This window comes from Pseudoalteromonas sp. PAST1 (assembly GCF_021532515.1).
Classification (GTDB): Bacteria; Pseudomonadota; Gammaproteobacteria; order Enterobacterales; family Alteromonadaceae; genus Pseudoalteromonas; species Pseudoalteromonas simplex.
Genome location: NZ_JAKGBH010000075.1, coordinates 1 through 14,324, shown reverse-complemented (window position 1 = coordinate 14,324; position 14,324 = coordinate 1). Strand labels below are relative to the sequence as shown.

At 39.6% G+C, this 14,324-nt stretch carries 9 protein-coding genes; 5 read left to right on the top strand and 4 right to left on the bottom strand.

The genetic code is table 11. The annotated features are described in order from the left end of the window. Window positions 1-124: 124 nt before the first annotated feature. Window positions 125-298, bottom strand: a complete 174-nt coding sequence (locus tag L1272_RS21495) for a hypothetical protein (RefSeq protein ID WP_235374250.1) — start codon at window positions 296-298, stop codon at window positions 125-127. A 434-nt stretch (window positions 299-732) separates the two neighbouring features. Here L1272_RS21495 and L1272_RS21490 point away from each other — a divergent pair, with 434 nt between their 5' ends. The 3 genes from L1272_RS21490 to L1272_RS21480 all read left to right on the top strand — a co-directional run bounded on the left by L1272_RS21490 (window position 733) and on the right by L1272_RS21480 (window position 7,899). Further along, the gene (locus L1272_RS21490; protein WP_138602118.1) at window positions 733-3,579 is read left to right on the top strand and encodes a TonB-dependent receptor; all 2,847 of its coding nucleotides are present in this window, start codon (window positions 733-735) and stop codon (window positions 3,577-3,579) included. Window positions 3,580-3,651: 72 nt separating this feature from the next. Next, window positions 3,652-6,528, top strand: a complete 2,877-nt coding sequence (locus L1272_RS21485; protein ID WP_235374249.1) for a discoidin domain-containing protein — start codon at window positions 3,652-3,654, stop codon at window positions 6,526-6,528. A gap of 57 nt (window positions 6,529-6,585) precedes the next feature. Further along, window positions 6,586-7,899, top strand: coding sequence for a DUF3472 domain-containing protein (locus L1272_RS21480; RefSeq protein ID WP_235374248.1), 1,314 nt, complete (start codon window positions 6,586-6,588; stop codon window positions 7,897-7,899). A gap of 32 nt (window positions 7,900-7,931) precedes the next feature. Here L1272_RS21480 and L1272_RS21475 read toward each other — a convergent pair whose 3' ends face one another. The 3 genes from L1272_RS21475 to L1272_RS21465 form a co-directional block, all read right to left on the bottom strand. Next, window positions 7,932-8,921 carry a response regulator gene (locus L1272_RS21475; RefSeq protein WP_235374247.1) on the bottom strand — a complete coding sequence of 330 codons (990 nt, stop codon included), beginning with the start codon at window positions 8,919-8,921 and terminating at the stop codon, window positions 7,932-7,934. After that, window positions 8,918-12,244 carry an MHYT domain-containing protein gene (locus L1272_RS21470; RefSeq protein WP_235374251.1) on the bottom strand — a complete coding sequence of 1,109 codons (3,327 nt, stop codon included), beginning with the start codon at window positions 12,242-12,244 and terminating at the stop codon, window positions 8,918-8,920. Before L1272_RS21470 ends, L1272_RS21475 begins: the two co-directional genes overlap by 4 nt. 161 nt (window positions 12,245-12,405) lie before the next feature. Continuing rightward, the gene (locus L1272_RS21465; RefSeq protein ID WP_235374246.1) at window positions 12,406-13,386 is read right to left on the bottom strand and encodes an ion channel; all 981 of its coding nucleotides are present in this window, start codon (window positions 13,384-13,386) and stop codon (window positions 12,406-12,408) included. 103 nt (window positions 13,387-13,489) lie between these two features. Here L1272_RS21465 and L1272_RS21460 point away from each other — a divergent pair, with 103 nt between their 5' ends. Then, entirely contained in the window at window positions 13,490-14,170 is a 681-nt protein-coding gene (locus L1272_RS21460) for a M48 family metallopeptidase (protein WP_194442810.1), read from the top strand. Beyond that, window positions 14,171-14,324, top strand: a 154-nt coding sequence (locus tag L1272_RS23320; RefSeq protein WP_366035319.1) for a pentapeptide repeat-containing protein, incomplete at its 3' end; no start/stop codon positions are given. It lies immediately after the preceding gene.

Here is a 14,324-nt window from a genome sequence, read left to right as displayed (position 1 = left end):
AACTCTTAGGTTGTTTATCTTACCCGATAGGCTACCAGACAGGCATTATCCAAGGGTGGTAAGAAGGAAACCTAATAAATATCCCTATAAAAGAAAATGCCAGTCAGCTCTTAACTGACTGGCATTATGCCCTAGCGGGTAATTTATTTATTCCGACAACTTTTGGATTTTCCCAATCATTGCTAAGTGCTGCAAAGGCAAAGTTAGACCAAAGACAGACGATTAACATTCGTTTGATTAAACTAACACGGTTATTTATTAAGTTAATCATAAATTGATTCACCTTAATTTGTTTCATAATATTTCAAATTAGATTATCAGCCTTTCAAAATATTTCAAATTCACTTTGTTGTTTTATTTGTAAAAATTAAAAAGAATCATGTTGAAGTTGAAAGTCCAACTCTTGTCAGTCAAAAATGGCTGCTTCAGCTGATAATAGATTCAATTTTGTTACTTTATGCTTATCCTGCTTCTAGTGAGGTACCTTACTTACGTAGTTCCTTTTTCGAAGACTTTCGATTTAAGTCCAAATATTTTCCCTTTAGTTCCATATTGATTGAGTGTTGATTTTTAACTAGTTTTTTATCTAGCGATAAAAATGCGACCATTAAATTAAAAGAAAATGAAAGTTTTATTGTGTTTTCTATTGATTTTTTTCTTTCGAAAGGTGTAAATTAATTGTTATACATCTACAGATGTTCTTTCATGGAATAACTAATTCGGAGAAGTGCAATGGTAAATTACAATAAGAAGTACCTAAGCTTGCTCATAGGTTCGATACTTTCGACCTCCTCAGCAGTCGCATTAGCGGCAAATGAGCAAGACCCACAACTAAAAGAGACTGACGATGATGCTGTTGAGGTAATTGAAGTTCGCGGTATTCGTAACAGTTTGAAAGAATCTTTATTTATTAAGCAAAACTCAATACAGGTTGTTGATGCAATTGTTGCTGAAGATATCGGTAAGTTCCCTGACCAAAACGTAGCCGAAGCATTACAACGCATTTCGGGTATTACGATTACGCGTAATGCCGGAGAAGGGCAAAATGTCACAGTGCGTGGTTTAGGTGGGGACTATAACATTACAACCATAAATGGCCGACGTATGGCTTCAGAGCATAGCAGCCGTGACTTTAATTACGACTTGATTGCAGCTGAGCTGTTAGGTGGCGTTGAAGTATATAAGTCTCCCGTTGCACACACTCAAGAAGGTGGAATTGGATCTGTTATCAATATCAAAACACGTAGACCGATGGATTTTGATGGCTTCACGGCATCAGGTTCTATAAAAGGTATTTACGAAGATCGAACCGAAGATGTAACACCTCAAGCTTCATTTCTATTAAGCGACACGTTTTTCGACGACACATTTGGTGCCCTTTTCACTGCAGTTTATTCTGAGCGAACTTTAAGGATCGACAGTTATGAAGGTGAAGGCTTTTGGAATGAAACAACGGAGTCAGATATTACGGTTCGCCAAGATGTGAATGGTGATGGGGCATTTGATCCGTTAGTTGATAACGAGTGGGGCTCAATCATACCGGGCTATATGCGTTATGGTAACCAAGAAGATACTCGTGAGCGTATTGGCGGAAGTTTAGCATTACAATGGATCCCGAACTCTGACTTTGAAATGAATTTTGATAGCATTTATTCATCATATAAAACGGATGCAACAGAGTCGCAAATTTCGTTTGTTACATATGATGAAAGTTGGACCGAAGGCATACCTGGCGTTAAAGATGTTGGTTTTAATGATGAGGGTTTAGTTAATAAAATGACTTTATTTGGTACTGGAGCGATGGCTGAAATACTTAATGTATCGTCGCCTCGAGTTACCGAAACGTATCAAGTTGGTGTGAATGCAAAATGGTTTGTTGCTGATAACTTTAGTGTTGCATTCGATGTTGCGCACTCGAGTTCAGAAAATAAAAATGATGGTCACAATAGATACATTGTAGCACGTGGTTTTGTTGATGAAATTATGCTAGATAAATCAGGTAATAACCTTTTACCTGATGTATCAATTTCTCCTAACTTAACTGCGAACTCTCCTTTTGGCGCCCACTACAGTTATAACAGTGGAACAGGTGTTAAAGATGTCGTAAATGAACTTCGTATTGACGCACAGTGGATGCCAAATGTTGATTGGATCAAATCAATCGATTTTGGTTTAAATATTGGCGATCAAACGAAGACCACAAATGTTAATTCGTCAGAAAATGCCAGTGCATTTAGTAATGCTGGAGCGCAACTTGATTCTGAACGTTATGATCACTTCAGCGTAGATTACTCATCAGTTGAAAATATTAACGGCTTTGACCTATTTAGACTCCCTGAAAGTGTGTTAATTGATGGTGACTTTGAGAACTTCTTTAAAGGTGAACCCGGTCAGCACCCTAATCCGTGGCCTCGTTTTGACTACGATGAGTTATTCGCATTTTATGAATCTATTAGTCCGGAAGCTGCTAATCAGTTAATTAAAGCGCTTCCGCGCCCTAAAGACTCATATGAAGTAAATGAGCAAACCAATGCAATTTACGCATCCGTGAATATAGAAGACAAAGTTTTTGGCTTTCCTTATGCTTTAAATTTAGGTGTTCGGGCTATTGAAACAACTGTAGGTAGCCAAGGTTATTCACTTAATTTAGACAAAGTTGTATTTGTTCCTGATAAACAAGGTAATCCAAGCTACGAAGGTAAAGTTGAAGATTATCAGGATATTGTGGAATTTGAGGATACGTATACGGATGTATTACCAAGTTTAAATCTAAAACTAAATTTGACAGATACTTTATTACTTAGAACAACAGCTTCAAAAGCAATTACTCGCCCAAGTATCCAATCACTCAAGGCTTGGAGTTACATCAACTTCAATAAAATGGAATATCACGCCTCAAATCCTGGACTCGAACCGCTTCGTGCTAATCAAGCAGATTTAGCTCTTGAGTGGTATTTTTCTGAGAATGGTGCACTCACTGCTGTTTATTTTTATAAAGATATCGAGTCATTTGTCATAAATGGTGAAAATGGATCAATTGATATCAATGGAGAAACCTTCAAAGTACAGTCATCTATCAATGGTGACGGTGGAGGTACCATTGAAGGTTATGAGATTGCCTATCAGCATGCCTTTACGGAATTACTACCAGCGCCATTTAATAATTTAGGGGTGCAACTTAACTACACCTATGTTGACTCAGGGTATGATCAGGTTCCTCAAGATCATCCTGAATACGACTTTAGAAGCCTTGGCCTTCCTTATCAAGGAATGTCCGAGCATTCTTATAACGCAGTCGTGTACTACGAGACGGATGACTTTCAATTACGCTTTGCCTATAACTGGCGCGATGAATATGTTGCAAATGCAGATGCATGGGGCGGCCCGCAGTGGGTTGCAGACTATGGCCAGTTAGACTTCAGTGCTAGTTACGATATTACTGAATCAATCAATTTAAATGTTTCAGGTAATAACTTAACCAATGAACGTGGCTGGCATTATATCTCTCGCTCTGATCAGGTTCATAAACTTGATAGCGCTGGGCGCCTATTTACCTTTGGGGTTAATGTCAGGTTTTAATAGCAGTAGATAAATTCACGGCAATAGTTGTATTGCCTAATTTAAAAAGAATAAATATAAGTGAGTAAATTTATGAGCTTCACAAATAAATTATCTGTGCTCAGTATTGCGGTAATAACAGCAACACTGTTCGGTTGCGGGACCGAAGAGCCTGAAGGCTCAGTTGGATCTACAGGAAAGCAAGTTGTTGCAACCCCGGGATCGATTGATCGAGCCCCTTCAGTATGGTTGCGCTTTAATGATAACGCGGCTGGGGACATCATCATGCAAGATGTGTATATTCCGGCAAAAGGTTTAACACCATATACATACTATTCGGTTCTAAATTGGAACGCAGGTATGGAAGGGGGCGGTTATGCTGGCATACAAGATCATCCCGATGGCCGTAATTTTATATTTTCTTTGTGGGATCCTTCAAATGGTGAACTTATCACTGCACCATATCAAGGTGCAGGTACTAAAGTAGAGAACTTTGGTGGCGAAGGTACAGGGTTAAAATCATGGAATTTTGAACTTGGATGGCAGCCTGATCATTGGTATACGCTGGTGGCTAAAGTTTGGCAAAAAGATGGCCATACGCAATTTGGCTATTGGTCAATGGATAAAGAAACGGGTATTTGGACACATATAGTCACCATGGATTACCCAGTTGAAAATGTCTACTTTAATAGCAATACAGGCTCGTTTGTAGAGGATTGGCTGGGGACGGGCGATCAAACCCGCACTGCATTATTTACCGCTGGTCATAAACGTCAGTTGGATGGTTCTTGGGCTGGGTTTACTAAAGCAGATTTTAATGTCATTCAAGAGGAAGCAACTGCAGCATACAATGAAAGCTATGATGCGACATCAACGAGTGAATACTATCGTATGAGCTCTGGCGGCAGTATTTCTCCTGATGAAATTGAAGCAGCAGATGTTTTATCTCGTCCTTATTCTTCTTTCTCACCGCAAAATAGCCCTTTGGCAGCAACGATTGACTCTATTGATACTCAAAGTATTAGTTGGTCAATTCCGGCAACATCTACGCCTATGTACAAATACACGGTTATCGTCAATGGTGAGGTAGTTAGTAGCGGGCAAGATTTATCAGCGCGTGAAGCAAGTTTCAGCGCAATTGCGACAGATGCTGTCGTTGAGTTACAACTTGAAAACATTCTTGGCAAAGTTACTAGTTATACAGGCACTGTAGCGGCTGGACTTACAAATAATGATGATACAGTACTTTTTGATACTGAATCAGAGCCTTTAATTAGTGGTGAAGCTATGACAATTGACGCAATGAGTAAAGGAGAAACGCGTCTGTATGAGGTCATGGCTATAGATTCTGCAAATAAACTAACCGTAGAACTAAGTGGTAATGCTGGTGATGCAGATATTTATGTCACTGCAAAAGAAGCTGCTAACCCTGATAATGCAGAATGTATCGGCTATGGTGGCACGAGCAATGAAACTTGCATCGTTGCTGTAAATGTACGTAAAGAGACGCCTTATACAATCCTTGTTGTTGCACGCTCTGATGTTGAGGGTTTGAGTTTAACTGCTACACATGATGGCGAAGAAAATGGCATGCTAAATAGTGCTAATTTTGTAGTCACGGGCAACACACCTGCACAACCGGGTAATGACTTAAAATATGCCTTTGATGGCGATGATTCAACCATGTGGCACACCTCTTGGGGTGATGATATGCAAGAGTATCCTCATGAAGTTGTTATCGATTTAGGCGAAACAGTTGATGTAAATCGCTTTGAATACACGCCACGCCAAGACGGCGGACGCAACGGAACGATTGTTAGCTTTGAAATTTATGTTTCAGAGTCGTCAGTTGATTATGGTGAAAAGGTTCATTCAGGTAACTGGGCTGATAACACTAACTTGAAGCTAGAAGTTTTTGGCCCAGTAACAGGTCGATTTGTTAAATTTATCGCTTTAGAAGAGCGTGGTGGTGGTGCATGGGCTTCAGCTGCTGAACTGCGAGTAGGCATTGATGATGGCAACGTATATGAACCTATTGATGGCTCAGGCACAGGTGATGAAGATGAACCTGTTGAAGAGCCTGCTACTGAAGCGGTCGAAGTAAATAGTACGCTTTTAGATAATACGACATTTAGCTACTCATCAACATCTCCTGCACAACCAGGCAATGAGTTAGCGCTTGCTTTTGATGGCCAAGATGACACGCATTGGCATACCAATTGGGATGATACATCCGTTGTTTATCCACATGAGGTGGTCATTGACTTAGGTGAGAATTATGCTGTCAATCGCTTTGATTATGCGCCACGAGATGGTGGCGGTAATGGTACAGTGGTGCAGTATGAGTTATATGTAAGCGAAGACGAGCTGGCCTTTGCTGACGAACCTGTATCAAGTGGCAGCTTTGCTGACAATGGCGATATTAAAACGGTGACGTTTAATGATGTAACAGGGCGTTTTGTTAAGTTTGTTGCACTCGCAGAACGCGGTGGTAACCCTTGGGCGGCAGCAAGAGAATTAAATGTGGGAGTTAATTTAACTCAAGCAATTGATATGAGCACAGTTTCTGCAACATCAAGTTCTGCTGCTGAGGCTGGAAATGAACTTGAGCTTGCGTTCGATGGTGATATTGACACGCACTGGCACACCTCATGGAGTGACAGTTCAGTTACTTACCCACACGACGTTGTTATTGATTTAGGGCAGTCTTATGAGGTTGCTCAATTTGACTACACGCCTCGTCCAGGTGGCGGTAATGGTACTGTAGTTAAATATGAAGTGTACGTAAGTGAAACAGCAACTGAATTTGGTGAGCCTGTTGCACAAGGTGAATGGGCTTCAAATGGTGATGTAAAATCAGCCATTCTTCCAGCGACAAATGGGCGTTACGTTAAATTTGTTGCTCTTGAGGAGCAAGGTGGTGGTGCTTGGGCATCTGCGGCAGAGTTCTCTGTTCGTATAAATCCATAAACTGTTTTAAGGAGCACTATTCGTTATTACGGATAGTGCTTTTTTGTGGGAAAGAAAATGAACAATCACAGAATAAAAACGGCTGTTTTATCGCTTTTTTTGACCTCCTTGGTCGCATGTGGAAATCAGCAGTTACAGTTAGAAAATAAGAAGATAGAAACAACGCTCAGTATTCCAGTGGCAGGAAACAGTTGGATTGATAATAATGTTGAGCTGTCAGATAAGCTGATAGACAAGAGTGGTGTGACCCATTGGTTTGCTGAACAAGGCAGTTTAAGCACTTATTTTTACACATCTAAAACAGGTGAGTTAGCCGTTTCTTTGCAAACCTTTGTGAAAGACAAACCTGCAACAATTGAAGTTTCGATAGCTGGGCAAAGCAAAATTGTAACAGTAAAAAATAATCAACCAATGAGCGTACCTGTTGGTACATTTAACCTTGATGAATTAGGTTATCAAAAGTTAACCATCACGGGATTAGAGCAAGCAGAAACGCTTTTACCAGCCATAAGTGAGATTAAAATCGGCGGCGAAGTGGCTTTAGGTAAAGTTAGTTATGTCAAAGATGACTTTTACTGGGGACGTCGAGGCCCTTCGGTTCACCTGCAATACTCGTTGCCTTCTCAAACGATGAATTACCCGTGGTTTTATAGTGAAATAGAAGTGCCAAAAGGAGCCGATGTAATAGGCTCGTATTACATGGCGAATGGTTTTGATGGGGGCTATTTTGGTATACAAGTAAACTCTGATAGTGAGCGCAGAGTGTTATTCTCTATTTGGAGTCCATTTTCAACAGATGATCCTTCATTAATTCCACCTGAGTACCGAATACAGACCTTAAAGCATGGTAAAAATGTGCATGTAGGTAAATTTGGCAATGAAGGCTCTGGCGGACAAAGCTATATGCGATACGATTGGAAAGCTGACACGCGATATGGTTTTCTAACTCACATTAGGCCAGTTGAAGGAACTGAAAGTACTGATTTCACAGCATACTTTTATGATCCTATGGTTGAAAAATGGCAGTTAATTGCAAGTTTCAGGCGCCCAAAGACGAGTATATATCATCAAGGCACCTATTCATTTTTAGAGAACTTCATACCTGGGGCAGGGCAATTTGAACGTCGTGCAATTTATACAAACCAATGGGCTAAACCTGAGCGAGGGGAATGGCAAGAAGTGACCCAAGCTAAATTTACTTACGATGCCTCAGCCAAAAAAAATGCGCGTTTTGACTATCAAGGCGGTACGACAGAGAAAGGGTTTTACCTAAAAAATACAGGCTTTTTTTCCGCTCCCACTCCTTATGGCAGCGAGTTTGAAAGAAGCCCTACAGACATTCCTAAAATAGATCTTAAGTCTTTACCTTAGTAATAAAAGAGCCTCCAGATAGGAGGCTCTATTTATCGAGTGAATGTATTTTTTATTTCTATAATTGCATCCAGCTGACCTATAAATAAGTCGACTAACTGCGGATCAAAGTGCTTACCAGATTCAGATTTGAGAAGTTCGACAGCTTGGTCAACAGACCATGCTTTTTTATATGGCCTTGTTGAGGTTAGTGCGTCGAACACGTCGGCAATACTCACTATCCGGCCTTCAATACTAATCTCTTCACCTTTTAGTCCATAAGGGTAGCCGCTTCCATCCCATTTTTCATGGTGCTCAAGTGCCAGCTTGTGTGCTAGCTGTAATAAAGGCGAACTAGAGTTTTCTAAAATTTTCGCCCCGATTGTTGCATGTTGCTTCATATGCTCGAATTCATTTTCATCCAAGCGCCCAGGCTTCAGAAGCACGGCGTCAGGAATACCGATTTTACCAACATCATGCATCGGTGCTGCTTGTCTTAGTTGCTCAGCTTGAAATTCAGTCATTCCGTAGGCAAGTGCAAGTATTTTACTGTAACGGCTCATACGCGCAATGTGTTCACCAGTATCTGTGTCTTTGTATTCTGCTGCACGTCCTAAACGGTTTATCAAATCAATATGAGCGAGCTGTAATTGCTGTGCTTGCACTAATGATAAATGAGTTTTAACTCGTGCTCGGACAATTGCAGGGCTGATGGGTTTTGTAATGTAGTCTACCGCACCTAGCGCAAAGCCTTCTGATTCGTCTTGTTCATGTGATAAAGCTGTCACAAAAATAATCGGAATATGAGCGGTTTCTGGTGTAGATTTCAGTATTTCACAGACTTCAAAGCCATTCATATCTGGCATCATCACATCTAATAGAATTAATCTTGGCGGCTCATTCTTAATAAGTTGCAATGCAAGTTCACCTGATTTCGCAAATGATAAGCGGTAGTCATTGCCTAATACTTCACGCATTACTTTAAGGTTAGCGGGTTCATCATCTACGATAAGAATTCTTTCGCGCTCAATAAGTTCGCTCATGATTTCTCCTCACTTGCAGTTATTTCACGTTGCAATTTCTCAATCGCTTCCTGTGCAGCATTAAAATCAAAATTGTCAAAATGTTCACAAATTTCATTTATTTGCGATTTAAAAGCAGGCTGGGTGTTCGACGCCACTTGAGCCAAAAAGTCATCGTCAATTTCGGCATGTTTTGCGTGCTCTAGCAGTGTGTCTAAGGCTTTATTTAGCTCACTCGTAGGCATCATAGTAACTGATGTTTGTTCCTCTTGAGTTTTTGTTTCGGCTATTTTTGAGCGTAAAAAATGCCATTCATCTTCACATGCATGGATGAGTGAAATAAAACGAGTCCCTCTTAGTTCATTCTCTGCTTGAGAAAGTAAATGTAGCAGTTTTCCTAGCGCTAAATTCCCGGCAACGCCTTTTAAAGTGTGCAAAATTGTTTTCACCTCAGAACTATCAGTATTAAGCTCTTTTAAACGAATCATATTGGCATAATGATCAGATAAAAACGCTGCTATTTCTGAGTTTAGTTTTTCGCTACTTCCCCACATTTTCAGGCCTTTTGCATAGTTGATATGCTGCTTAGATTTATCTGGCTGTTGTTGAGATATTGTATTAACTTCTAACCCTAAAACCTTTGCTATTTCATGGTTAACTTGCTGAATATCAACGGGCTTATTAGCGAAGCCATTCATACCGGCTTGTTTTGCGGTTAATTTGTCTTGCTGTAAAACACTGGCAGTTAGGGCAATGATAGGGGTTTTTTTAAGTTGTTGTTGCTGCTCTTTTTCTCGAATCACTTTACACGCTGTAATCCCGTCGCACTCTGGCATGTGTATATCCATTAAAATTACATCAAAGCTATTTTTTTCGAAGGCGCTGATAGCCTCTAAGCCATTCTTCGCTTTTGTAACAACATGACCAGCTTGAGAAAGTAAAATATTCAGTAACTCGAGGTTTTGTTCTATATCGTCAACAACTAGAACTCTCAGAGGCGGCAGGTTTAAGATATTATTACTTAATTTATCAACTTTATTAATATCACCTTCTTTTAGAGGTAAAGAGAAAAAGAAACAACTTCCTTTGTTTTCTGTGCTCACAGCACTAATGCTGCCACCCATTAACTCTACCAGTTGCTTACTAATCGTTGTTCCTAACCCTGTGCCACCAAAACGGCGAGTCATAGTTCCATCAGCTTGCTCAAATGGCTGGAAAATTGCTTTTAGTCTATGTTTTGCGATACCAATGCCTGTATCTTGCACTTCAAAAAACAACTGGTTGTTTTGCGTTTTACTGATACTAATTGTCACAGAGCCTGTTTCAGTAAATTTAATCGCATTACCAATTAGGTTGTTTAATACTTGGCGAATACGCGAATCATCTCCAATGTATATTGGCGCAACATTTTCGGCTATTTTTAAATCGAGAAGTAAGTTTTTTCGTTTCGCTTCAAGCCAAAAGGTTGAAACGATATTATCTAGTAGAGCCTGCAAATTAAAGTGTTCAAGCGTGATATCTAATTTACCTTTTTCTAGCTTTGCGGAGTCGAGTACATCATTTAATAAATGCAATAATGACCTGGCCGAACTATTCACAGTAATTATATGCTTTTGTTGTTCTTTGCTAAGCGGGCTATCCATCAAAATATCACTAAAGCCAATTATAGCGTTCATTGGTGTGCGGATTTCATGACTCATATTCGCCATAAATGCTTGTTTGGCTTGTGCAGCGGCTTCAGCTTCTTGCTTGGCTGTCTTTAATGACTCCTCATATTCATGACGTGAGGTTATGTCGACTAGCACGCCATCTATCCATTTGTCGTTGGAATCTGGGTTATGGTTAACTGTGCCTTGATCTAGTACCCAAACTGTTTGGCCATTACGGTGTTTAATTCTATATTCAACAGCGTATTGGCTAGAATTTGAGATGGCGTCGTCTAGGGCATCTGCTATGTGCTGCTCATCCTTGGAATTTATGATATCTGCAAATGCTACTTCGTTTGATGTGAACTCTTGTGCTGTGTAACCGGTTAATTCAAAGACTCGTGGGCTAATAAACAGCATCGTCCAGTTTTTATCAAGTAAACAACGAAATACAGCACCAGGTGTATTATTCATTAAGGTACGATATTGTAGTTCCTTTTCTTCTAGACTCTGTTGCAGGGCGCGTTGCTGAGTTAAATCAGTAATAAACCCTACGAATAGAGTCTCTTCACCTGGTTGTTTCACTTCTCCAAGGCCAAGACGAATAGGAAATAAATGGCCATCTTTATGTTTTGCGCAAACATCTCTGTTGATGCCAATTACTTTTTTAAGCTCATGATTGCCACTATTTAATAAGTAATCATCATGATGTGCAGCAATTTCGTCATTCATTAGAATTTTAACGTTTTGTCCGAGAACTTCCTGTTGCTGCCAGCCAAAAATAGCTTCTGCAGATTTATTAAAGCTTAAAATTTTTCCTTTAATGTTAATAGTCACAATGCCATCAATAGCTGTACTTAAAATAGCATCTAAACGAGATTCTTCGGCAGATTTCTCCACCAACAGCATACGATAGCGAACCATTCCATTGATAATGCCTACGAGTGCAGTTAATAAAACGGTGGCAAACGCGACGCAAATAGCAATAAGTTCAATATGTGATGTATCAACGTTATCGGATAAGAGGGGCGAAGTCGCAACAAAGCGAGTCGCAGCCATTCCCATGTAATGCATACCGGCAACGGCAAAACCGAGAATAATGCTGCAAATTATTCTACTTTGAAAGTTAGATAAACGCTTAAAATGGTCACTCAAATGAAAGCGAGTGTATAAGCCTATGAATGACAAGCCAACAGCGACAACAATAGATGCAGCGAACCACCAAGGGTCATAACGTAACAATGGACTCATTTGCATCGCAGCCATGCCTGTATAATGCATGGTGCCAATACCTGCACCTAATAATACAGAACTGACTAGAAGCTTTAACGTTTTTGGGATCTGGGTATTACCCTTGCGCCGAAGAAAAGAAAATGCTGTTAAACATGCGAAAAATGCCGGTACAAACGAAAAGAATGTTAAAGTCGGATCGTAGTTAATTGTTGTGCATAGTGAAAATGCCAGCATGCCAATGAAGTGCATACTCCAAATACCACCAGATAAAACCAGTGCGCCAGTACCATTGGCGAGTTGACGGTAAGAATTAAAGTTAGTTTTATTTGCAAGATCAATAAGGTGTAAAGAAAAATAAGCGGCAAAGACGGCCGTGGTAATCGACAAAAGGACTAGAGTCAGGTCGTAGGTACCGTTTATTAATAAATCTGAACTTTGATCAGTAAGAAAAAATTCTGCTAGCATAGAATAAGTTAAAGGCTGCATATGCTTTCAGTCTAATACAATTTAAAATTTATTAAGAGTAAAAGATGTGAAATTAATGAATTTAATTATTTTATATTAGCTATAAATGCTTAGTTTTAAATTCATGTTTTTTATCCATTACTTTTTATCACTAGATACTGTTAACGCGTCATGCGTTTGACGAATACGACAACGAATAAAGCGAGTGAAAAGCTCCCACAAAATGCTTCAACTGCTGCAATAAATCGAGAGAAACCAATAGGTGTTATGTCACCGTAACCTAGAGTCGTAAAGGTAACAACACTAAAATAAATGCTATTTAGAAATGCAAATAAATTGTCTTCAATAGAGTTAGAAAAATCTAATCTTATTAGCGTATCTTGATAATTCACCCCAAATAAAAAATAACAGAGTGCACAACAAATAATAAGCGACAAACTAAAACGAATGACATTCTCAGGCTTTTCGCCATAGCCGCATAACATATCGATAAAGCTTGAAGTTATTTGTTTACTTGAACCTTTAGGGTATTGCGCATGACGCATGCGCAATTCTTTATAAGTAAAGTTACCGGCAAGCTCAAATAGTCCTTGATTTTCAGAAGCTTTTCTTAAATTACGGTATATTTCTTCAGATTGTTCGAATAAGTCTCGTGCTTCTGAGTTGTGCTTATTCTTGCGGGCTTTAATGGCCGCCGTTTCTTGCAGTAATTGGTCGCCTAGCTCGATATTATCAATTCTGCTGTCGTTGAGTTTGATACCTAATAAGTTGGTATTTCTTAAGTCACAGTAATGCAAACTAGCACTGTGAAGGTTAGCTTTCATTAGTGAGGCATTAGCAATCTTATTATTAAATAAATGAGCGCCCGTTAAATTTGCTCGATAGAAGTTGCAGAAAGAAAGGTTATAGCCCTCTTCATCATCCTGTTTGATTAAGTTAAGCCCAGAAAGATTTGCTCGCTTTAATTGTAACCCTTCTAGTAAGCCTCCTTTTTTGGCATAGCGCTCTAATTTTTGGGTTAGATCTAGCCCTGATTTATCAAATTTACTATCATGCCAAAAGCAAAATCCAGAGCCCATATCTGTTTCTTGGCACTTGTTACCTGTTGGTGAGGTATAACTACAACATGGTTTGTCAGGCATAAGGATGAAAACTTATTTGTGAGTCATCTTTATAGATTAGCAGCTATTTAGCAGGGTAAAATGGAATCTCTCATTTTTTATTAATTGAATTGGCTTACTTTTGTTGGATTACACCCTAAAGCGCAGTAAACGCAGAACAACCGTGGCAATTAAAGTTGCTGAGCAGAAACTCACTGTGTATGCGCCTTTTTATGTTCCACAAACTGAAATAGATGCCTGGCTAAACACTAAGCAAGATTGGGTCGCTGAACAAATAGCAAAGCAATCTATGCAAGCTGAGCGTCGCCAATTGCCATTAGTAAACGCCACTATTAAGTTGTTTGGGCAAAACGTCCCAATAGTATTCGGCACAGGCCCGAAAAACACTTGGCAACAAGATGCGCGGCCTCAGCTTACCTTACTAATATCATCACGTGTCAAACATCAAGAGGCTAACTACCTCGCTTTGCTTGAGCAGTTTATGCATGAAAAGCTTGAGAGCTATATCGAAATGCGAGTGCATGATTACTGCTTGCAAATGTCTGAGACGTTGCCTACAAAGCTTAAAATTCAACATTATAAACGTCGCTGGGGCAGTTGTAACAAACGCCGTGAGCTGACTTTTAATTTGCATTTAGCAAGTGCGCCAACCTGGGTGATTGATTATGTAGTTGTCCATGAGCTTGCGCATCTTTTACATATGAATCATAGCGCTAAGTTTTGGCAACGTGTGAGCCAGTTTTATCCAGACTATAAAAAAGCAGAGCAATGGTTAAAAGCGAATGGGAGCAGTTTGAGTTGGTAGATTAAGTTAGCGAGAGTAAAGCTAGAAAGAGTAAAGCTAGAAAGAGTAAAGCTAGAAAGAGTAAAGCTAGAAAGAGTAAAGCTAGAAAGAGTAAAGCTAGAAAGAGTAAAGCTAGAAAGAGTAAAGCTAGAAAGAGTAAAGCTAGAAAGAGTAA